Below are 22053 nucleotides of genomic sequence, written 5' to 3'. Positions count from 1 at the left end.
GATGACTGCTTCCTTTCTGCTCGAAGCGCGCGGCATCGCGCGCCGCGACACGCGCAGCGATACCGTGCTGCTCGAGCCCACCGACTTCGCGCTCGCACCGGGCGAGCGTGTGTCCGTCACAGGTGCCTCGGGCGCCGGCAAGAGCGTGCTGCTGCGCGCGCTGGCCCTGCTCGATCCGCTCGATAGCGGCCACCTCGTCTGGCACGGCCAGCCAGTCGAGCGCCGGGCGATTCCGCGCTACCGCCGCCACGTCGCCTACCTGCGTCAGCGCCCGGCGCTGTTCGACGGCACCGTCGAAGACAACCTGCGTTACCCGTACTCCCTGCACGCCTACCACGACGTGCGCTTCGATCGCGTGCAGGCGGTACGGCTGGCTGAAGCCGCGGGACGCGCGAGCAGCTTTCTCGACAAGCGCGCGAACGATCTGTCGGGCGGCGAAGCCCAACTGACGGCACTGATCCGCGTTTTGCAGCTGTCGCCCGAGGTGCTGCTGCTCGACGAGCCGACCGCCTCGCTCGACCCCGACGCGGCCCGCGCCGTCGAAGCGCTCGTGACGGCCTGGTTCGAGGCCGGACAAGGCGCGCGCGCGTCGGTCTGGGTCTCGCACGACCCTGCCCAGGCCGCGCGCGTGAGCACACGCCGCCTGATCATGCAGGCGGGCCGGCTTTCCGACTCGAAGCAAGTGCAGGTGACACGATGAACGCCGGCTTGCAGAACCTGAGCTTGTTGGATGTCGCGATCGCGACACTCCTGATCGTCGTGAACGGCGCGGTGTCGGCCGCGCTGTCGCTCGGCCTCGGCCGCCAGCTCGCGCTCGCGGCCGTGCGGACCGTCGTCCAGCTGCTGGCTATCGGCTACGTGCTCGGTTGGGTGTTCGCGTTCGATCGGTGGTACGTCGTGTTGCCGTTGATGGCGCTGATGACGGCCGTCGCCGGGCTCGCCGGGGCCTCGCGCGGTGCGCACGGATATCGAGGACAACGCGTCGACAGCATCGTCTCGATCTGGCTCAGCGCGTGGCTCGTCGCCGCCGTGGGGCTCTTTGCAGTCATTCGCATTCACCCCTGGTACGCACCGCAGTATGCGATTCCGATTCTCGGCATGATCCTCGGCAACACGCTGACCGGCGTGTCGCTGGCGATCGAGCGCATGACGGAAGAGCTCACGGCGCGGCGCGACCGCGTCGAAATGGCGCTCGCGCTCGGCGCCACGCGCTGGGAAGCCGCGCAAGGACCCGCACGGCAGGCCGTCCGCGCGGGCATGATTCCGACGTTGAACCAGATGGCCGTGGTCGGCGTCGTGAGCCTGCCAGGCATGATGACGGGCCAGGTACTGGCCGGGCAGTCGCCGTTGCAGGCCGTCCGCTATCAGATCGTCATCATGTTCCTGATCGCGGCGTCCTCGGCGCTCGGCACCGTCGGCGCCGTGCTGCTGACCTATCGCCGGCTGTTTTCGGCCGAGCACCGGTTTTTGGCCACCCGCCTGCGCGAACGCGGCGCGCAACGCTGACGACGACGCACGAGCGTCCAAGGTGATGGCTTAGCGCGACGCCGACACCGTCACCTGGGAACCGTCGCTCAGCGCGACCGTCTTCGCCTTGCCGTCCGTCGACATCGTGAAACGCAGCACCTGGTTCAGCACCGTGCTGCGCGGGCACTGCATCACCTTGCCACTCACTTTGACATTCGCTTTGCCGTGCGGCGCGCTCGCCTGCACACTCATCTGCACAGAGGCCGTGCCATCCTCGGCCACGCTTGGCGCAAGACGGATGCGCATCTCGCGCAGCACTGCACCGTTGCTGTCCACGGGCAGTTGAGCGTAATTCGGACATTGCGGCGGGGCCGCCACGGGACCGCCCGGCGGCACGGTCTTCCACGTGAAGTCGTCGGTTTGCCCCGAGCGGATGATCCGATCGTCCTGCGCATCGCCGAACGTCTTCGAGGTCACTTTGACCGTGTACTTGATGGGCCCGTCGACGGGCGTTTTCGAGGTCACCGTGATCGGGGGAGCCGCATGGGCCGCGCTGGCGAGTACGCCGGCGGCAAGCAGGGTTGCGGAAACGAAAACGGCGAACGGTCTAAGACGAACGCTCATGCTGTCACCTCCTCAAAGTGGCCCCGTGGCGCGCGCCGATCAGCGACATCGGCTACGCTCATGCCAGTCTACGCCAAGCGGCAGGCGCGTAACGCCATCGGGCGATCGGGGCTTGCCCCGCTTGCGCGCGCCACGCGGATGCGGTTGCATACGCCCGCCATACGGCATGCACCAGGCCGTACGGCCGGACCCGGTACAATAGCTGCGATTTTCCGCACGCCACGCGCGTGACGCCATCGGCCATCTTGTCGCATCCCCCATGAATCTCGTCATTCAAAGTCCCGAGCCGCTCGCCGCCGCTCACACCAAACCGCTGCTCGGGCTCGCACGCGGCTCGCGTGCCGAAGCCGTCGATGCCCACGTCCTGCGCATCGCCGACGCCGATCCCGCGCAACGCCCCGATCTTGAGGTGTACTGTGCAACGCATGCGCTCGACTACGCGTTCGTGAAGCCCGGCCTGACACTGCGTGACTTCGGCCTCGTGGCGATGGACATGGATTCGACACTGATCACGATCGAGTGCATCGACGAGATTGCCGACTTCTGCGGCCTCAAAGCCGAAGTCTCTGCCATCACCGAAGCGTCGATGCGCGGCGAGATCAAGGACTTCAATGAAAGCCTCATCGCACGCGTGGCGCTGCTCAAGGGGCTCGACGCGAGCGCGCTCGAGCATGTCTTCGCCGAACGCCTGACCCTGTCGCCGGGCGCTGAGGCGATGCTCGATGCGGTACAGGCGGCGGGCCTGCGCACGCTGCTCGTCTCGGGCGGCTTCACGTTCTTCACCGAGCGGCTCAAGGCGCGCCTGAAGCTCGACTTCGCGTACGCCAACACGCTGGAAGTCGTCGACGGCAAGCTCACTGGCAAGGTGGTGGGCGAGATCGTCAATGCGAGCGTGAAGGCTCGCACGCTGCGCGAGGCGTGCGCAAAGGTCGGCATTCCCGCGTCGCAGGCGATCGTGTTAGGTGACGGCTCCAACGACCTCGAGATGATGGCCGAGGCCGGCCTGTCGGTCGCGTTCCGGGCCAAGCCCGTGGTGCGGGCCTCGGCCAGCGTCGCGTTCAACCACGTCGGGCTCGACGGCCTGCTGCGTCTGTTCTGAAGCGCGGCGCGGTATCACGCGCCAAGGGCGCTCGTCGCGAGCGCCCCGGTTTATCCTAGTCAGCCCAACGCCGACGTGAGCGCGCGCTCGATGTCGGCGCGCAGATCGGCCTCTTCCTCGAGGCCCACGTAAAAGCGCACGAGCATGCCGCCGTACGGCCACTGCGATGCGGTGCGCAGCGCGGCGATGTCGTACGGCATCGCCAAACTCTGTGCCCCACCCCAGCTCCAGCCGATCGCAAACAGGTCCAGCGCATCGACGAACGCATCGATCTGCTCGATGCTGTAACGCGCATCGAACACCACCGAAAACAGCCCGCCTGCGCCCGTGAACTCGCGCATGAACGTCTCGTGGCCCGGGCAGTCGGGCAGCGCCGGGTGCAACACGGACACGACCTCGGGCCGGGTCTTGAGCCAACGCGCGAGCGCGAGCGCGCTGCGGTCGTGTGCTTCGAAACGCACCTTCATGTTCGGCAGGCTACGCAACACGAGCGAGCAATCGTCGACTGATACGCCCAGGCCCAAATGCATGCGCGCACGCTTGAGCTTCAAGTAAATCGCTTCGTCGGCCGTGATCGTCGCCCCCATCAGCACGTCGCTGGCACCCGATTGATACTTCGTCAGCGCCTGTACGGAGATGTCGACGCCGAGTTCGAGCGGACGAAATGCAAGCCCGGCCGAGTAGGTATTGTCGATCGCCGTGATCACGTTGCGTGCACGTGCCGCGGCCGCGATCGCCCGCACGTCGGGCACTTCCATCGTCAGCGAGCCCGGCGCTTCCATCCAGATCAGGCTCGTATTCGGTTGAATCAGATCAGCGATGCCGCCGCCGATCATCGGATCGTAGCGGCGTACCGACACGCCGAAGTCTTCAGCCAGCCATTTGCCGTGATCGTAGTTTGGCGAGTAGACGTTATCGGGAATCAGCACGTCGTCGCCGCTTTTGACGACGCCGAAATAGACATTCGAGATCGACGACAGCCCCGATGGCTGCAACAACGCGTACTTGCCGCCTTCGATCGCGGCGAGGCGCTGCGCAAGCGCCGCCGAGGTCGGCGTCCCCTGCAAGCCATAGCGCCATTGCGTGTCGTCGCGCCAGCTGCCCGTGCGTACGGCTGCGGTGTTGGGAAAGATCACCGTCGATCCGCGCATCACCGGCGTCACGAACGACTCGAAGCCCGGTGCGAGCTCAACTTCGGGGTGGACGATACGGGTTTGCAGAGCGCGGTCGGATGTGGAGTCGGTCATGGTCGATCGGTCGATGAATGGCAAGAGAAACGAGCGGATCTAGCATACCCGCTCGTCATGCCATTGTGCTTGAGAAGCGCGTTTGTCGCCGGGAAGGCGTCGCACGAGCGTGCGGCGGGCCTTACTCGTGCGCAGCCGGCGAACCCGACTGCCGGATGCCGGCACTGGCCGCGCGCGCTTGCGCAGACATCGGACGCAGCGAGAACGGCTGCGGATCGGAATCGTCGACGTTCATGCGATCGCCGGACAAGGAGCCGTCAGCGGCCACCTTGCCGACCCAATTGCCCGAGATCTCGGTGCCGTCATCCGACTCCTCGATCTCGAGTGTACCGTCGACGAGGTCGCCCGCCACGAGCACGACCTGGCCCGTATCGGCGAACTGAAATTCACCGTGCACGCCGCTCGGGTCGTCCGTCTTGCGGCCGAGCCGCAGCACGATCGAGCGGGTGCCGAGCGTCCCCTCATAGCGCGGGAACTGCGCGAACTCAGGGCTCGGCGCCAGCACGGCGTGGGCTGGCGCCTGCGCCGGCACATCTTGCGCAAGCGCCTCACCCAGCATGCCGACCGACAACGACAGCGTAAGCAGCGCGCCGACGAACGCCCGACTCGCCGCCCGCTGGCCATGCGTGATGCGCAGGCCATGCGAGAGCGGACGGATATCGAACAGGGGCGCCACCACTGCTGTCATCGCTTGCCGCATCAGAGCCGCTCGAAGATCATGGCGATGCCCTGACCGCCGCCGATACACATCGTGGCGAGCGCATGGCGGCCGCCCGTGCGTTGCAGTTCGTACAGCGCCTTGACCGTGATGATGGCGCCCGTGGCCCCGACCGGGTGACCGAGCGAGATGCCTGAGCCGTTCGGATTGACCTTGGCCGGATCGAAGCCGAGCTCCGACGACACCGCGCACGCTTGCGCGGCAAACGCCTCGTTCGACTCGATGACATCGAGATCGGCGACCGTCAGGCCTGCACGCTCGAGCGCCTGGCGCGTGGCCGGCACGGGGCCGATGCCCATGTAGGCCGGATCGACGCCGGCATAGCCATACGAGACGATGCGTGCGAGGGGCTTCAGGCCACGCGCCTCGGCGACGCGCCGCTCCATCAGCACGACGGCGGCCGCGCCGTCGTTGATGCCCGAGGCATTGCCGGGCGTCACCGAACCATCCTTCGCGAACGCCGGCTTCAGGCGCGCGAGATCTTCGATCGACGCGTCGTGGCGCACGTGCTCGTCGGTGTCGAACACGACGTCGCCCTTCTTCGACTGACTCACGATGGGCAGGATCTGCTCTTTGAAGTAACCCTCGCGAATCGCGTGCGACGCCCGGCGATTCGATTCGAGCGCGAGCGCATCCTGCATCTCGCGCGTAATGCCATACTTGCGCGCGACGTTCTCGGCCGTCACGCCCATGTGGAACGACTCGAACGGATCGTGCAGCGCGCCGAGCATCATGTCGATGAAACGCGCATCGCCCATGCGCTGACCGAAGCGCGCGGCCGGCGCCGAGTACGGTGCGCGGCTCATGTTTTCGGCACCACCGCCGATTGCGATGTCGGCATCGTCGAGCAGGATGCTCTGCGCGGCGGAGACGATCGCTTGCAAGCCCGAGCCGCACAGCCGGTTCACGGTCAGCGCGGGCGTATGCTGCGCCACGCCGCCATTGATCGCGGCAACACGGGCCAGGTACATGTCCTTGGGCTCGGTGTGGATCACGTTGCCGAACACCACATGCCCCACTTCCTCGCCGCTCACGTGTGCGCGAGCGAGCACTTCGCGGACGACGCGTGCGCCGAGTTCGGTCGGCGAGTAATCCTTCAGACCGCCGCCGAAATCGCCGATCGCGGTCCGCACACCGCTCACCACCACCACTTCTCTTTGCATTGTCTTCTCCAACCTTTTACGTTTCCGAGGTTTATCAAATCTGCAAATCAGGTGGGGAGGTGTCGGTTCGTCAGACGTCTCCCCACAGATCGTGACCGTCGGCGCCGGTGATCTTCACCGAGACGAAATCGCCGACCTTGTAGCGCTTGGACGCCTTCGCGGCTGGCGCGACATAGACGACGCCATCGATTTCGGGCGCGTCCGCCGCCGTGCGACCGATGCCGCCGTCGGCGTTGACTTCGTCGATGAGCACCTTGAGCGTCTTGCCGACCTTGCGCTCCATGCGCTTGGCCGACACCTCTTCGGCAACTTCCATGAAGCGCGCACGGCGTTCCTCGCGCACTTCATCGGGCAAGGCGCCGTCGAGCTCGTTCGCGCTCGCGCCTTCGACGGGAGAGTACGCGAAGCAGCCCACGCGATCGAGATCTGCGGCCCGAATGAATTCGAGCAATGTCTCGAATTGTGCTTCCGTTTCGCCTGGGAAACCGGCGATGAACGTGCTGCGGATCGTCAGATCGGGGCAGATTTCGCGCCACTTCATCACGCGCTCGAGCGTTTTCTCGGCGTTGGCGGGGCGCTTCATGCGCTTGAGCACCTCGGGGTCCGCATGCTGGAACGGCACGTCGAGATACGGCAGCACGTGCCCCTTGAGCGGACCTTCGGCCATCATGGGGATGATCTCGTCGACGTGCGGATACGGATAGACGTAATGCAGCCGCACCCAGGCGCCGTATTGCGCAGCCAGCTCGCCGAGCGCGCCGACGAGCTCGGTCATGCGCGTCTTGAGCGGCCGGCCATTCCAGAAGCCTGTGCGGTACTTCACGTCGACACCGTACGCGCTCGTGTCCTGCGAAATCACGAGCAGCTCCTTGACGCCCGACTTGAAGAGGTTCTCGGCCTCGAGCATGACCTCGGCAACGGGGCGGGAGACGAGATCGCCGCGCATCGACGGAATGATGCAGAACGTGCAACGGTGATTGCAGCCTTCGGAGATCTTCAGATAGGCGTAATGGCGCGGCGTGAGCTTGATGCCGGCCGGCGGCACGAGATCCACGAACGGATCATGCGGCTTGGGCAGATGGCTGTGCACGGCCTGCATGACTTCGCCGACCGCATGCGGCCCCGTGACCGCGAGCACCTTCGGGTGCACTTCCTCGATGAGCCCTGCTCCGCTCGCGCTTTTCTTCGCGCCGAGGCAGCCTGTCACGATGACCTTGCCGTTTTCGTTCAACGCCTCGCCGATCGCATCGAGGCTTTCCTGCACGGCCTCGTCGATGAAGCCGCAGGTGTTGACGACGACGAGATCGGCGCCGTCATAGGTGCCGGAGATCTCATAGCCTTCCGCACGGAGCTGGGTGATGATTTGCTCGGAGTCGACTAAGGCTTTCGGGCACCCGAGCGAAACGAATCCGACTTTCGGAGCGGCGGAGGAAGGAGTGTGCGGCATGAGCTTGATCCGACGAATGACGACGCGGTGGCCCCCAAGCTCGTTTGAGGCTAGGGTGCCAGGCCTGTATGAAACCGCGTATTGTACCGCGTGGGCCCGCCCGCCGCTTCAGAGCCAGTGAAATCCCTTTGCCATCATGCCGGCCAGGCCCAGGGAGGCCGCGATAAGCGCGCCCCACGTCATCCGGAAGTCAGCCAGCATCGACGTGCGCAAATCCCGGATCTCGAGCTTGAGGCCCGATACGTCTCGCTGGATATGCTCGGCTGTTGCCTCTAGCCTGGCGACTCGTGCCTCCATCCTTCTGCCCTCTCGTGAATCCTTTCCCCCGTCAATGCCCTGTCCCTTTCGCGTAGGAAAATTCGAGATCCGCTTCATCAGCTGCCGCTCGGCCTCGTTCATCAATAACATAGCTCACCCATTACGAAACCCCGACTGGCGAGTCTATTGGACCGCGCATTCCAACCGCACAGATCAGCATTTTTCCGGACCAAACCCTGCTCGTCGGCGAGTCCGCGGACTTGCCACGTATCGTTCGGTTCGACGGGATACGACTCGAGCGAGTGGCGCCACGGTGTATGCCAGCGCCACATCGCTGCACGCACACCTTACTTCTTCTCCGGCTCCTATCCCGGATTGGGCTTGTCGAACGGAAACGTATTGAACGTCGACTTGGCCTGGTTCTGCATTTGCTCCTGCCATGCTGATTTACTTCCCGTGGGCCCAGCGCAACAGCGATTGCGCTTCGTGCCGCGCTTCGGCCGGGCTTCTGCAGCCCGACAGCTGCAACCCCAGGCGCAGTTCGTCGGCCAGCAAGCGCACCATGCCGGCGACGCCTTGCTCCCCTCCTGCATTGAGCGCCCAGAGCACGGGACGGCCCATGAAGACCGCATCCGCTCCCAGGGCCAGCGCCTTGAGGACATCCGTGCCGCGGCGCACGCCACCGTCGATGAAAACCGGCACGCGCTTCGATACGGCCTCGACGATGTCCGCCAGCGCGCGGATGGTGGACAGGCTGCCATCCAGCTGCCGCCCGCCATGATTGGACACCATCAGCCCTGCCAGCCCCGCATCCAGCGCCGGCGCGACATCGCGGGCATTCATGATTCCCTTGCCGATTACCGGCAATCGGGTCGCCTCGCACAGCGATCGAATATCCCTCCACGTCACCGACGGATCGAGTTCCGCGTGGGCCAGCGCGGAGATCGGATTGTTGAAATCCGTCGTGCTGCGAAGGGCGAAGTTAGCGGCGCGGATCCCCTCGGGTAACGTGAAGCGGTTGCGCAAATTCATGGGGCGCTTGCCCAGCGCCGGGCAACCCAGGCCGACCGAGATCGCCTCGAATCCCGCCGCCTCCGCGCGCGCGACGAGTTCCCGTGTCACCTCCCGTGACTTGAACAGATACACGTGCAGCCACAATCGCCCGCCTTGCACGCGCGCCGCGATATCTTCCAGCGCGAAGCTGGACATAGCGGAGACGATCATCGGAATATCCGCGGCATGCGCTGCCTGCGCGCTGGCGATTTCCCCCGATGGATGCGCGAGCTGGTGGAAAGCCGACGGACTGAAGCCGAGCGGCAGCTTTGACGTCCGCCCCAGGTAGGTCGCGGTGAGATCGGGCTGCGATACGTCCCGCATCGTCAATGGCAACAGCGACAAGCGATCGAAATCCGCGCGATTGGCACGATACGTCAACCCGTCGCCGGCCCAGCCCTCGATATAGTCGAACACGGCCTTGGGCAGGCGCCCCTTGGCGAGTGCTTGATAGTCGTCGAGCAGGACCTCGAGCGGTGCATCTGCCGTGTCCGAAGGCGTGCCGTCCAGATTGTCGTTCATGCTGACTTCCTGTGAAATCGTCGTTCAAGGCTGGGCGACGCGTCGTCCGGATGCATCGTCAAGTCGTCCCGTACCGCCTGGGCAATGCGCGCTGCCCCGTCCATGCGCAACTCGGCGCGACGATCCTGCACCGGCCCTTTCCTGCCCGCCTCGATTGCCGTTTGCAGCAAGGCCTCGAGGTCGCCGATCTCGGTCGCGATCCGGATGTCGACGTAAGCTTGAAGGCGCGTCGCATGATCGAAAGGCTCGTCTCGGCGATCCTTCCGGTAAGGAATGCAAAGGATGCGTGCTTGCCCCTGGATGGCCTCCAGCAGCGAGTTGTATCCGCCCGCGGTGATCACCACGTCGGCCGCCGCATGCAGGGCCGCGAGCTCCGGGCACGAGGCATGAAGTCTGATGCGCCCGGCCGCATGGGTATCGGGCCGCGACAACCGGGAACGGGGGCCCATCACGATATCGAAATGGACATCGGGATGATCCTGCGCCAGGGCGATACACGCCTCGATCAGCGGCTCCCCCCATTGGCCGCTCCCGGCCGAAGCCACCACCCAGGGCGTCTCGCCGGCGAGGCCCCGCATCGATCTCACCGCCTCGCGCTCAGCCGCCGCTACCGATGGCGCGACGTACCCGGTGGACAGGATCTTGTCGGCCACCTTCGAGGGAAGGTCGTAGCGGCTTGCCAGATCGAACACCCGAGTATCGATCGCGGAGAAGATGCGGTGATAGTCGTCGCCCAACGCGGCCAGGGCCGCCCCACCCAGCACGAGGCGTTGCAGGTCCTCCGTTTCGTTCTGAATCCCGCGCGTGACGAGATATTTGCGGCAAGTTGCGCGATTCAGCACGGGCACCAGTTCCTCGTGCGCACCCAGTGGCAGATGGTCGACGAAGATCACATCCGGCTGGAAGCCCTCGACGACGCCAAGAAGAATCGCACTGCGCAACGCAACCGCCTCATCCAGCGGCACGTCGAGGAATGGCACGCCTCCCCAATACGCGGCCCGGGTCGCAATCAGGTTGTCCCAGGCCGGCAGACGCACGTACTCGCATCCCTGCGGCACGATCCACTGCGGCCCCACGTTGTGGCCGGACACGATCAGGCAGGAGAAATCATCCCTCATGGCTTCGGCGATCCGGGCGAGCCTGCGCAAATGCCCGATTCCGCTGCCGCCGTCGAAGACATAGAACAACGCCCTGCGACGGCCGTTCCGGGAAGCATGGGCCAGGTCCGCAGGCAAGGGTTTCATCGTTTCCATATGAACGCGTTCCGTTTGTGAGAGACCGGGGGTCTTCGGATGGACAGGATGGACCGCCGCTCAGTAGCGCAATTGCGCCGGGGCGTAGCCGAGTTTTTCGAAAAGACGCTCACGCACGGCGGGCCATTCGTTCCTGACGATGCTGTAGAGAATCGAGTCGCGAATGCGCCCGTCCTTGTAAATCAGGTGGTTGCGAATGATGCCTTCCTGCACGGCGCCGAGAATCCTCATGGCCGCGCGTGAATTCAGATTCCGGGGGTCCGTGATCAACTCGACGCGATTGACCTCGAATCGCTCGAACGCGTAAGCGAGGGTCAACAGCCTGACTTCGGCGTTGATCAGGGTGCCGCGTGCTTCCCGGCAGTACCAGGTGGACCCGATCGCGAGCCTGCGATGGTCGTAGGACATGTCGTAAAAACGCGTGGTGCCGATGACTTCCCGGTCGCTTTGCCGTTTCACCGCGAACGGATAGTGGGTCCGCTCGGCGTCACGCGACAGCGTATAGTCGAACCACGGGTCGAAGTCCTCGCCGGCACCGTTGAAGGTGCGGGGGAAGTAAGTCCAGATGGCCTCGTCGTCCTTCGAGGCTTTCCTGAGCGGCTCGCGATGTTCCTCGCTCAGCGGTTCGAGGAAAACGGACGGGCCTGCCAGGGATTCGGGGCGTGCAAAGGTCATGGTCGGCTCGGTCTCGGGTGAGGTCAGCTAAAGCGGCGACGCGAGAACGCGTCGCCGAGGACAGCCAGCAGCCCGGTCATGTCGCTCACGTTGAGCTCCCGGTCGATATAGAACAGCGGCTGCGATGCCAGGGTGTCGCCATCGTCCGACCTCACCGTTACGGGCGTGGCGCCCATGGCTTCGAGCAGCAAAGCCGGGAGGCTGCACAGGCGCACCTTCCCCTTGCTCGTCGGCCTGAACACGGCGCTGCCCGCCCAGGCCTGCACGCTGATGCCAAGAATCGGTGGCGTGGCGATCGCCAGCTGGCCTTGCTTGGCGTGGATCGTCCAGCGCAGATAGCCGGGCAGACACGTGAGGATGGGGTCGTTTTCCAGGTCGCGGTCGCTCTTGATTTCCGCGATGTAATGGATGGCGGCCGCCCATACCTCGCTCAGCATCGCCCGGCGCAATTCTTCCTTGAATCCGGGCACCGCATCGCCCGTGTAGGCATGGAACAGGTGCGTGGTCAGCTCGCGATAGAGATCGGCTCGGCTCTCGTTGCTCAGCCCCGGCAGATCCTGCAGCGACCGGTAGTTCATCGTGTACACGAGCGACTTGAGCAGCGAGACGAAGCGCCCCTCGGGATTGCCCTCTTCGGGATCCAGTTCCGCCTCGATGGCGGCTTTGAACGTGGCGTTCATGTCGTCCGGGTTGAAGATCCGCCCGAGCGTCTCCGAGTAGTCCGTCCGGGCTTGCTCGAACCGCTCCTGCTTGGAATGCCAAACCTCCCGCGGGAGCCCTTCCCGCAGCAGCGACCGGTAGTCGACGATCCGAATGTAGTCGTCGAGCCCGAGAAGCGTCGTCCAGCGAGACAGTTCCTGCTGATACAGCGCGATCTCCGTGCGGGACTTGTTCACCGCTTCATTGAAGCGGAAGCCATCCGCCACGACGGTGAACCTGGCCAGCGGCCCCGCATGGTCCTGCCATTCGGTTCGGTAGATCAGGTCGACCGTTTTGGCGATTTCGTAAAGGCTGAGAAGAAAGCTCACTTCGCCGAGGTCGGGTAACGGCCCGCGCGACTTCAGGGGCGATGGAATCTTGAACGGCAACGCCGGAATGGCCATGTTGATCGGCAGCCGCTCCTGGATCATGGCCTTGATGTATTGGTTGAGCAGCGGCTTTTCGTTGTAGCGGGCACCGCTGCGGGAGAATTCCTTGTCGAGGATCGCTTCCGTGATCGACTCGGACACGCCCAGCGTGTTCGCGCTCGCGTGTCCATATTCCTGCCACCTGGTCAGGGCGCGAGTGCGAGCGGCGTTGGCCCGTTCCTCGCAGAACCGGCTGCTCGCGCCCATCAAGATCGGGATCAGTCCGTCGACGATCTGTGCCCGATCGATCACCAGGCGCCTGGCATGGAACCCCTCTCGCTCATACAGGTGAAGTGCCGGGTCGTGCGACATCCGGTGCATGAAATGAGAGCTGATCACGTCCTCCTGGATCCTGTCCAAGCCGACCTGATACCCCTGTTGATTCGCCTGCCAATTCATCTCGGCTCCTCCGTGTCTGCCGCCTTCAGTCGATACATCACGCTTTCCGCAAGCCATCGCCGATGCCATGCGACAACGCTCACGCTACCGAATAAAGCGCGATTTATTTCACCTGGAGATGAATTGGATGATTTATGGGACGTTATCGCAGGGAATACCAGACAAAGCGCGATTTATTCCATCTGAGGATGAATTGGGTGGTTTATGGGACGCTATTGCAGGCAATACTGAACAAAGCGCGAGTTATTTCACCCGGAGATGAATTGGATGATTTATGGGACGTTATTGCAGGTAATTCGGAGGAAAGGATGGTGCAATAGTCTCGCGGTGTCCGAACAACCTGTTTATGTGCAGGAGTACGACTATGAGGTTTGAGAAGGTTGGCGTGATCGGCGCGGGCGTCATCGGGCAAGGCGTTGCGCAGGCGCTCGCCCAGACCGGGCACGACGTGGTGCTCGTCGATACGGCCAAGGCGACGCTCGACAGCGCCCGGAAGGCCATCGCCGACGGCTTACGGCTCAGCGCGTTCAGCGATCCGGCCATTCGCCGGGCCGATCACCAGGAAATCCTCTCGCGCATCCACGGTACGACCGATTACGGCGATCTGGCCGGCACGCATTTCGTCGTCGAGAACACCACGGAAAACTGGGAGGTCAAGCAAGGCGTGTATCGCTTGCTCGACGAGGTATGCGACCCGGCATGCGTCTTCGCGGTGAACACGTCCGCGATCGGGATCGCCCGGCTTGCCGGGGTGGCGGCCCGGCATCCGCACATCATCGGCATGCATTTCATGAATCCGGTGTCGCTTAAGCGCCATGTCGAGGTGATCGTCAGCGACGTCACCACGCAGTTCGCGGTGGATGCGGCGAACGACCTGCTGGCGCAGCTCGGCAAACGGGCCATCGTGGTTCGCGACCGGCCGGGGTTCGTCTCCAATCGCGTGATGATGCTGATGATCAACGAAGCCATCGCCGCACTGGAAGACGAGACGGCCTGTGCCGCCGACGTGGACGCCATCTTCGTGCATTGCTTCGCGCACAAGATGGGGCCGCTGGCCACCGCCGACCTGATCGGCCTCGACACCATCATGAACACGCTCGACGTACTGCGGGACAGTTACGACGACAGCAAGTTCGAACCGCGTCCGCTGTTGCGCGACATGGTCCGGGCCAAACGGCTGGGACGGAAGTCCGGAGCGGGATTCTTCGATTACGGTAAAGGGAGGTAAGCCATCCATGGATCATAAGCAGCGGATCAGACACTACCTGAGCGTGAATATTGCCGAGCCGGTGGCCGACGACGAGGATATCTTCGGCAAGGGGCTCGTGGATTCCCTCTTCGCCCTGCAGCTGGTGGACTTCATCCAAAACGATTTCAAGCTGACGGTGGAAAACGAGGACCTCGACCTCGACAACTTCTGCTCGATCGACGCGATGGAGTCGTTCGTCACCCGCAAACTCACGAGCGTGGTGTCGTAATGGATCTGTGTCTCACGGAAGCCCAGCACGAGGCCCGAGAGCGCGCACGGCGTTTTGCCTCGGACCATATCGAGCCGGTGGCGGGCGACAGCGATCTCCGAAGCCACCTGCCCGAGGGCCTGGTGGATGCCGTGTGCGCCGCCGGGTGGCTGGGCGCCGCCCTGCCCGCCACCTGGGGTGGCGCAGGCATGGACCCGCTGGCCTATGGGCTGGTCACGGAGGAGATCGGCAAGGCATGTTCGTCCGTGCGCAGTCTCATGACGGCCCACAACATGGCCGCGCATGCGCTGGTGCGCTTCGGCACCGACGAACAGAAGGCGCGATGGCTTCCCGACATCTGCTCAGGAAAAAAGATCGTCGCGTTCGCCTTGACGGAGCCGGAAGCGGGCAGCGCGGGCAAATCCATCAGCACTGTGGCGGAGGATCGGGGCACGCACTATCACGTCACGGGCACCAAGGTCTGGATCACCGCCGGCCTCATCGCGGATCTCTATCTCGTGTTCGCCCGCGATGGCGACAAACCCGTCGCGCTCCTGGTCGAACGCGATCGTGCCGATTTCACGGTCGAACCGATGACCGATACGCTCGGTGTGCGTGCCGCCGAACTTGCGCGCCTGCGTTTCGAGCGTACCGAGGTTCCCGTTTCGCATCGGATCGGCGCGGTAGGGTCGGGCATCGCCTTCGTCGCGAACGCCGCACTCGACCACGGCCGGTTTTCCATCGCGTGGGGCGCTGCCGGCGTCATCCAGGCATGCGTCGATGCTTGTTTGTCGTACGCCACGAAACGAAAGCAGGCCGGGCAGGCACTCACCGAGTTCCAGCTCGTCAGGCGACAGCTCACCGACATGCTGCTGGCCCACACCACCGCACGCGCCCTCTGCTGCCGCAGCGCGTTCTTCCGGATGAAGGGCGATCCGCGCGCGGTGATGGAAACGACGCTCGCCAAATACCATGCGGCGGAGGCCGCCGTGCGCGTCGCCAACGACGCGGTGAGACTGCACGGCGCCAATGGCTACAGCACCGCGTATCCCGTCGAACGCTATCTGCGCGACGCCACGGTCCTCGAGATCATCGAGGGAACAAGGGAAATTCATCAGGTAGGACTTGCCGCCTATGCACTCCAGCGCCCCTATGTCGAATTCTGATCAGCAAGAACGCGTGGACGATCGACGCGCCCGCAAGACGGTCAAGTGCCTGGTCTGGGACCTTGACGATACGCTCTGGCAGGGAACGCTCCTGAACGGGGGCGCGCGCGAACTCAGGGACGATGTCGTCGCCATCGTGAAGGAGCTCGATGCGAGAGGCATCCTGCAGTCCGTTGCGAGCAAGAACGACCACGAGGTCGCGTGGCCACTGGTCGAAGCGTTCGGGCTGTCGGAGTACTTTCTCCATCCACAGATTTCATGGGACAGCAAGGCCGACTCGGTACGCGCCATCGCCGAAACGCTGGGTATCGGCCTCGACACCGTGGCTTTCATCGACGATCAGGCCGCCGAGCGTGACGAGGTTGCGTTCTATCTGCCGCAAGTCCGCGTGATCGACGCCCTGGAACTCGCCGGCCTGCTCGATCGGCCGGAGTTCCGGCCCGACGTCATCACCGACGAGACCCGCATGCGGCGCGTGATGTACCGCACGGATATCGCGCGGACCGAGGCGGAGAAGCATTTCACCGGCACCCGCGATGCGTTCCTGATCACGCTGGGCATGCGCATGACGATTCGGCCCGCCCGTGAAGGCGACCTCAGGCGGGCCGAGGAGCTGACCTTGCGCACCAATCAGCTGAACACGACCGGCCTGACTTATTCCTACCAGGAACTGGAGGATCTGAGCCGTTCGCCGGACCACCTGCTGCTGGTCGCCACGCTCGAGGATCGTTACGGCAGCAGCGGCACGATCGGGCTGGCCCTGGTCGAGACCGGCGCGACGGCGTGGACGATACGGCTCCTGATCATGTCGTGCCGTGTCATCACCCGCGGAGTCGGAACGGTGCTGCTCGGGCATCTGCTGCGGCGCGCCGCCGACGCGGGGGTGCGATTGCAAGCCGCCTTCGTGCATACCGACCGGAACCGGCAAATGTACATCGCCTATAAATTCGCCGGCTTCGTGGAGGTGTCGGAGGATACGGGCGGCGTCCTGCTGGAGCATGGCCTAAAGCAGATCCATCCGCTTCCGGCCTATGTGCAGGTGATATCCGACCTCGACGAGGAAGTCGCCGGCTGACCGATCGAGCACGCCGATGATCCGTGATCCTGCCAGCAGCAATCCGCTCGCCGGCAACCCGCTGACGAACCTCGCCGACATGCGCCGGGGCGTGATCGACCTGTTTGATCCGCTCCTGCCTTATTTCTCGGCAGGCAATGCGCGCGTCCGCATCGATGCAGCAGGCACGCAATTCGATCGCGCCGCCGCCGACCTCGAAGGGTTTGCCCGTCCGCTCTGGGGCCTGGCGCCGCTCGGCGCCGGGGGCGGCGACTTTCGCCATTGGGACCGCTATGCGGAAGGCCTCGCCAATGGCGTCGACCCTCGGCATCCGGAGTACTGGGGCACGGTCAACGGCCGCGATCAGCGCATGGTCGAGCTTGCCGCACTCGGTTTCGCGCTTGCGCTCGTGCCCGAAAAGATCTGGGCGCCGCTCGATCGGCGCGCGCGCGACAATCTGATCGCCTACCTCAAGCACGCGCGCGCCTTCGACTACTCCGACAACAACTGGAAGTTCTTCCGCATCCTCGTGGATATCGCACTCGACCGGCTCGGCGTTGCCTTCGAGCGCGGCTTGACGGAGCGCTACCTGAACGAACTGGACGGCTTCTACATCGCCGATGGCTGGTATCGCGACGGCAATGTCCGGCGCATCGATCACTACGTTGCCTTCGCCATGCATTTCTACGGGCTGATCTATTCGAAGCTCGTAGACGATGCGCGCGCCAGGCGTTATCGCGAACGCGCCATGCTGTTCGCCCGGGATTTCCGTCATTGGTTCGCGCCCGACGGCGCCACGATCCCCTTCGGCCGCAGCCTGACCTACCGCTTTGCCTGCGCAGGCTTCTGGTCGGCGCTCGCCTTCGCCGATGTCGAGGCGCTGCCATGGGGGGAGATCAAGGGCCTGTGCCTGCGGCACCTGCGCTGGTGGGCCGACAAGCCGATCGCCCATCGCGACGGCACGCTACCGGTCGGCTATGCCTATCCCAACCTGCTGATGTCGGAAACCTACAATTCCTCCGGCTCTCCCTATTGGGCCTTCAAGGCTTTCCTTCCCCTGGCGCTGCCCGCCACGCATCCGTTCTGGGCGGCGGAGGAAACACCGCTGGAGGACCGGACGGCTACCGTTGCGCTAAAGCATCCGGGCATGGTCATGATGCGTAGCGAGATGGATGTCGTTGCGTTGTCCTGCGGACAGGAAAACCAGCTGACGCGCTGCGGCGCGGAGAAATACGCGAAGTTCGCCTATTCCGCCCGCTACGGCTTCAGCGTCGAAAGCAACGAACGCATCTTTACCGGCGGCGCCTTCGACAGCATGCTCGCCTTCAGCGACGACGGCCTGCATTACCGCGTGCGCGAAACCAACCAGGAAGCCAAGCTTGCCGGCGAGACGCTCTATGCCAGGTGGTCACCCTATCCGGACGTGACAGTGGAAACCTGGCTGATCCCTGCCCCGCCCTGGCACGTCCGCCTGCACTGGATCAGCACGCCGCGATCGCTGCAGACGGCGGAAGGCGGTTTCGCCATGGCAAGGCACGACTTCGACGCCGACACGCGCGCATCCGCCAGCGGATCCGCCTACGCCATCGGCAACGAGGATTTCAGCGGAATTCTCGATCTCAGATCGACCATCCAACGGGAGGGCCTCGTGCAGCCGGCACCGCCGAACACCAACCTTATCGTTTCGAAGACCTGGGTGCCGCAGCTGCGCGGCACCATTCCCGCGGGCGACACCCTGCTCCGCTGCGCGGTGCTGGCGCAGCGTGCCCCCTCCGCCGTCGACCGGGCCTGGGCAGAACCGCCTGCTCGCCCCGAGCTCGATGCCTTGCGCGCGCTCGTCGCGGACCAAGGCATCACCGTCAGCGCCATCGAGGCGCCGGGTAGCCTGCCATGACGCGATTCCGTTCCAGCCGCCCGGGCATCGCCTTTGCCATGCAGCCGTCCCGCACCCGGCATGTCTTGCCGGCGGCGCTCGTCCAACGCCTCGATACCGTGGGCCGCGTGCTCGACGCCGCACCGATGCAGCGATTCGACGACGAGCGCGCCGGCCAACTCCTTGCCGAAGCGGAAATCCTGGTCACGGGCTGGGGCTCGCCGCCGCTCGACGCGCCAGCGCTGGCGCTGGCCCCCCATCTGAAACTGGTGGCCCACGCAGCCGGCACGGTGAAGGGCATACTCGGCGACAGCCTGTTCGATCGTGGCATATCGGTCAGCCATGCCGCACAGGCCAACGCCCTGCCCGTTGCCGAATTCACGCTTGCCGCCATCCTCTTCGCCGGCAAGAAGGTCTTTCAGTTTCGCAATCGCTATGTCGGCGATCGCAACCGCCAGCGGACGGTGCCGATACAGGCCGAAGCCATCGGCAACTACCGCCGCACCGTCGGCATCATCGGCGCCTCGCGTGTCGGCCGAAGGGTCATCGAACTGCTTTCGCCCTTCGACTATCGCATCCTGCTCCACGACCCGATGGTCGACGAACTCGAGGCCGCCAGGCTGGGCGTCGAGAGGACCGGGCTGGATACCCTGATGGCATCGGCCGACATCGTCTCGCTGCACGCGCCTTCCCTGCCCGCGACACGGCGCATGATCGACGCCGGACGACTCGCGCTGATGAAGGACGGCGCGACATTCATCAATACGGCGCGCGGCGCACTGGTCGACGAAGCCGCCCTGATTGCCGTGCTGAACACCGGCCGCATCGACGCGGTCATCGACGTCACCGATCCGGACATTCCCGAGACGACATCGGCCCTCTTCGATCTGCCGAACGTTTTCCTGACGCCGCATATCGCCGGTGCCGTCGGTCTCGAACGGACCCGCCTCGGCGAGATGGCGGTCGACGAGGTTATCCGCTTCATCGAGGGCAGACCGATGCTCGGTGCGATCCGCCGCGAAGACATGGCGCACATGGCGTGATACGACGCGGCAAAGCGCGCGCCTTGGGATCGGCGCGCGCGGTTATGGATAAATAGACCGATTTTGAAGGCCGATTTTCCGAGCTGACCGAACGCCAGTGTGTCGTTGCAGGGAATATTTTCCAATACTCGCCATCAAGGCATTAATTACCGCAAAATTAGAGCGCAAAATAGAGTACAAATTCTATTTATCATTTTCATCCCCGAGTTCACACCACCTTCGTAGTCCATTATTCTCTAACACATAGGCCGTCTACGAAATCCACGCATAGTGCGAACACGGCACGCGGAATATCCTTCGCCCATCTCATCGCTAACAGATCGAAGAGGATATTGCCATCGCATTACTGGAGCGCATTTCATCGGCCTGTTAGAAAGCTCTCGGAGATTGCCGTGAACGAATCTAGCCCAATCCAGTCATTCCGATTTTCTACGACCGGATTTCCCATATCAGACAGATTTGACGCTTGGCGAATTCAACATGCCGGAATGGTCGACTTGTACCCTCCCGACGACCCCAATGTCGCCTTCGATGCCGAAATGACGGCATTCCAGGTTGATGCGTTGATCATAGGCCGGCGGACATGGTTGAATCCGTCCAAACGAATTGCGCATCGCGCGCGCCGCACCGAGCGACATCTTGGCAAGGGGGATCTCGACTACTACGTATTCCAATTCCAGTTGTCCGAGGCAACGCGAGGCAGCGCCGGCCGGCGGAATATCATCGCCGGGAACGGCGACTTGGTACTTTTGGATCAAACGTCAACAATCGATCTGGAAATTGTTCTTGGCGATGCGATTTATCTGATCGTTCCCCGGGAATTCATGCATCGAGATTTGTCGATGCTGCATGGGAAATGCTTGACCGGGCTATCCGCCGGCCTGTTGGTTGACTACATGTGTTCGCTGAGCAGACGCGCGCATCAGTTGACGCCTGAGGAGATACCGCACGTCGTCCAGGCCACCCGTCACTTGCTTCATGCTTGCGTGCGGCCGGATCCGGAGACGACATCTCAAGTCGACACCGAAGTTTCCTTTATTTTGCGGAAGCGCATCCGATCCTATATCGACGAAAATCTATTCGACCCGAATTTGAATGTGGATCAGATTTGCAAGAATGTCGGTGTTTCGCGATCCACCCTGTACCGCCTGTTCGAATCGAGCAATGGGATTGCGCATGTCATTCAGGAACGGCGTCTTGTCGGAGCGCACCAGGAGTTGACGAACTCTAGCGGTTTGAAATACCGGATCAGTGAAATAGCGCGCCGTCATGGCTTCGTGAGCGAAAATAATTTCAGCCGTGCATACAAAACCTTGTTCGGGCATGCGCCGCGCGATGCACGGAAGCAGCAATTTTTCGGCACCCGCTCGACCCCGACCGCACCCTTGCCATTGAACGCCGATTCCGCCTTGACCTACAGCGCGTGGATCGATCATTGCTTTTCGACCGGCTATGAGTTTCGCGCGGACAGAGCGGTTTCGCAGGGGCTGTCGCAGCGCATGGGAGAGCGAGCAAAAGCTGAGGAGATCGATTTAGTTAGGACTCCATGTCTAATGGCATGATTGCATGGGCTGTCCTGTCCGTTGGCGGGCGGCCGCCTGCCAACGCTGCTCGTGCAGCAAATGGCACACACTCCCTCCCCGGATAGCTTTGCAGCTCCTCGGTGTAGCTTTTTAAAAAAGGGACAGGTAGCGGTGTAGCTTTTCTCGAACACATCGAAAAAGCTACACCGGGGCGGTAGGCGCAGCGAAGACCGATCGCCAGTTCAGCCGTGACCGATGCCGCTGAAACCCTTGCCGTTACTCGGGTTTCTTGTCGCCAGCCTTATCGGGCTGATTGAACGGAAACGTACTGAACATCGACTTGGCCTGGTTCTGCATTTGCTCCTGCATCTGCACGAACATGTTCTTCGACTGCTCGATGTAGCTCGTCATCATCCCCTGCATCATCGGCGCCTGCATGTTCATGAACTGCGACCAGACTTCAGGGTTCAGCGCGTTGCCTTCATACAAATTCTTCGATTGCTCGGCGAGCTTGTTCTGGATCTCGATGAACGCCTGGATGTTCTTCTCCAGATAGGCACCCATCATCCCCTGCATCGCGTGACCGTAGAAACGGATGATCTGCGAGAGCATCGACGACGAGAACATCGGCACACCGCCGCTTTCTTCTTCGAGAATGATTTGCAGCAGGATGCTGCGGGTCAAATCTTCATTGGTCTTCGCGTCGATGACCTTGAAGTCCTCCTGATCGAGCACGAGTTGCTTCACGTCGCTCAGCGTGATGTACGTGCTCGTCTCCGTATCGTATAGCCGACGGTTCGGATATTTCTTGATGAATCGTTCGGCTGTTTTCTTTGTAGTAGACATGTAACGCCTTCTCAGGAACGCAAACGAAGCGCAATGACG

General features: G+C 63.4%; 21 protein-coding genes. 10 read left to right on the top strand and 11 right to left on the bottom strand.

The window, feature by feature from the left end:
• Nucleotide 1 precedes the first annotated feature (1 nt).
• Both D7S89_RS02795 and D7S89_RS02790 read left to right on the top strand, forming a co-directional pair.
• Nucleotides 2-700, top strand: a complete 699-nt coding sequence (locus D7S89_RS02795) for an ABC transporter ATP-binding protein (RefSeq protein WP_121275376.1) — start codon at nt 2-4, stop codon at nt 698-700.
• Nucleotides 697-1506 (top strand): ABC transporter permease, encoded by an 810-nt coding sequence (locus tag D7S89_RS02790; protein ID WP_121275374.1) that lies wholly within the window; start codon nt 697-699, stop codon nt 1504-1506. The genes D7S89_RS02795 and D7S89_RS02790 overlap by 4 nt, the downstream gene beginning before the upstream one ends.
• Nucleotides 1507-1536: 30 nt before the next feature.
• Here D7S89_RS02790 and D7S89_RS02785 read toward each other — a convergent pair whose 3' ends face one another.
• Nucleotides 1537-2091 carry a DUF6013 family protein gene (locus D7S89_RS02785; protein ID WP_121275372.1) on the bottom strand — a complete coding sequence of 185 codons (555 nt, stop codon included), beginning with the start codon at nt 2089-2091 and terminating at the stop codon, nt 1537-1539.
• 259 nt (nt 2092-2350) lie between these two features.
• Here D7S89_RS02785 and serB point away from each other — a divergent pair, with 259 nt between their 5' ends.
• A complete protein-coding gene (gene serB, locus D7S89_RS02780; RefSeq protein WP_121275370.1) occupies nt 2351-3190 on the top strand; it encodes a phosphoserine phosphatase SerB in 840 nt (279 codons plus the stop codon).
• Between the two features lie 59 nt (nt 3191-3249).
• Here the strand turns inward: serB and D7S89_RS02775 are convergent, their stop codons facing one another.
• From D7S89_RS02775 to D7S89_RS02735, 9 genes are all read right to left on the bottom strand, one after another.
• Nucleotides 3250-4437, bottom strand: coding sequence for a cystathionine beta-lyase (locus tag D7S89_RS02775; RefSeq protein ID WP_121275368.1), 1188 nt, complete (start codon nt 4435-4437; stop codon nt 3250-3252).
• Nucleotides 4438-4558: 121 nt separating this feature from the next.
• Nucleotides 4559-5137 carry a hypothetical protein gene (locus D7S89_RS27700; RefSeq protein WP_245982608.1) on the bottom strand — a complete coding sequence of 193 codons (579 nt, stop codon included), beginning with the start codon at nt 5135-5137 and terminating at the stop codon, nt 4559-4561.
• On the bottom strand, nt 5137-6318 hold the full coding sequence (gene bktB, locus D7S89_RS02765) for a beta-ketothiolase BktB (RefSeq protein WP_121275366.1): 1182 nt from the start codon (nt 6316-6318) through the stop codon (nt 5137-5139). The genes D7S89_RS27700 and bktB overlap by 1 nt, the downstream gene beginning before the upstream one ends.
• Before the next feature lie 70 nt (nt 6319-6388).
• Entirely contained in the window at nt 6389-7765 is a 1377-nt protein-coding gene (rimO, locus tag D7S89_RS02760; protein WP_121275365.1) for a 30S ribosomal protein S12 methylthiotransferase RimO, read from the bottom strand.
• A 108-nt stretch (nt 7766-7873) separates the two neighbouring features.
• On the bottom strand, nt 7874-8062 hold the full coding sequence (locus D7S89_RS27340; protein ID WP_183085079.1) for a hypothetical protein: 189 nt from the start codon (nt 8060-8062) through the stop codon (nt 7874-7876).
• 408 nt (nt 8063-8470) lie between these two features.
• Entirely contained in the window at nt 8471-9598 is a 1128-nt protein-coding gene (locus D7S89_RS02750) for an alpha-hydroxy acid oxidase (RefSeq protein ID WP_121275363.1), read from the bottom strand.
• Nucleotides 9595-10851 (bottom strand): hypothetical protein, encoded by a 1257-nt coding sequence (locus tag D7S89_RS02745; RefSeq protein ID WP_147426581.1) that lies wholly within the window; start codon nt 10849-10851, stop codon nt 9595-9597. Before D7S89_RS02745 ends, D7S89_RS02750 begins: the two co-directional genes overlap by 4 nt.
• Before the next feature lie 60 nt (nt 10852-10911).
• Nucleotides 10912-11526 (bottom strand): GNAT family N-acetyltransferase, encoded by a 615-nt coding sequence (locus D7S89_RS02740; protein WP_121275359.1) that lies wholly within the window; start codon nt 11524-11526, stop codon nt 10912-10914.
• A 23-nt stretch (nt 11527-11549) separates the two neighbouring features.
• Nucleotides 11550-13052 (bottom strand): L-tyrosine/L-tryptophan isonitrile synthase family protein, encoded by a 1503-nt coding sequence (locus D7S89_RS02735; protein ID WP_183085078.1) that lies wholly within the window; start codon nt 13050-13052, stop codon nt 11550-11552.
• Between the two features lie 385 nt (nt 13053-13437).
• Here D7S89_RS02735 and D7S89_RS02730 point away from each other — a divergent pair, with 385 nt between their 5' ends.
• The 7 genes from D7S89_RS02730 to D7S89_RS02700 all read left to right on the top strand — a co-directional run bounded on the left by D7S89_RS02730 (nt 13438) and on the right by D7S89_RS02700 (nt 21207).
• Nucleotides 13438-14280, top strand: a complete 843-nt coding sequence (locus D7S89_RS02730; protein ID WP_245982605.1) for a 3-hydroxyacyl-CoA dehydrogenase family protein — start codon at nt 13438-13440, stop codon at nt 14278-14280.
• A 7-nt stretch (nt 14281-14287) separates the two neighbouring features.
• Nucleotides 14288-14530 (top strand): acyl carrier protein, encoded by a 243-nt coding sequence (locus tag D7S89_RS02725; protein WP_121275353.1) that lies wholly within the window; start codon nt 14288-14290, stop codon nt 14528-14530.
• The gene (locus D7S89_RS02720; protein WP_121275351.1) at nt 14530-15675 is read left to right on the top strand and encodes an acyl-CoA dehydrogenase family protein; all 1146 of its coding nucleotides are present in this window, start codon (nt 14530-14532) and stop codon (nt 15673-15675) included. The genes D7S89_RS02725 and D7S89_RS02720 overlap by 1 nt, the downstream gene beginning before the upstream one ends.
• 13 nt (nt 15676-15688) lie before the next feature.
• Nucleotides 15689-16750 (top strand): HAD-IIIC family phosphatase, encoded by a 1062-nt coding sequence (locus D7S89_RS02715; RefSeq protein WP_245982603.1) that lies wholly within the window; start codon nt 15689-15691, stop codon nt 16748-16750.
• 16 nt (nt 16751-16766) lie between these two features.
• Nucleotides 16767-18623, top strand: a complete 1857-nt coding sequence (locus D7S89_RS02710; protein ID WP_121275348.1) for a DUF2264 domain-containing protein — start codon at nt 16767-16769, stop codon at nt 18621-18623.
• Nucleotides 18620-19645 carry a hydroxyacid dehydrogenase gene (locus D7S89_RS02705; protein ID WP_121275346.1) on the top strand — a complete coding sequence of 342 codons (1026 nt, stop codon included), beginning with the start codon at nt 18620-18622 and terminating at the stop codon, nt 19643-19645. Before D7S89_RS02710 ends, D7S89_RS02705 begins: the two co-directional genes overlap by 4 nt.
• Before the next feature lie 497 nt (nt 19646-20142).
• Entirely contained in the window at nt 20143-21207 is a 1065-nt protein-coding gene (locus D7S89_RS02700; protein WP_183085077.1) for a helix-turn-helix domain-containing protein, read from the top strand.
• Nucleotides 21208-21444: 237 nt separating this feature from the next.
• Here the strand turns inward: D7S89_RS02700 and phaR are convergent, their stop codons facing one another.
• Complete coding sequence (phaR, locus tag D7S89_RS02695) at nt 21445-22014, bottom strand: polyhydroxyalkanoate synthesis repressor PhaR (RefSeq protein ID WP_121275342.1); 570 nt, start codon at nt 22012-22014, stop codon at nt 21445-21447.
• Nucleotides 22015-22053: the final 39 nt, after the last annotated feature.

Source organism: Trinickia fusca, from assembly GCF_003628145.1.
GTDB classification, from domain to species: domain Bacteria; phylum Pseudomonadota; class Gammaproteobacteria; order Burkholderiales; family Burkholderiaceae; genus Trinickia; species Trinickia fusca.
Note: the sequence above shows the minus strand (reverse complement) of the source record. Positions and strands in the feature narration are given on the sequence as shown.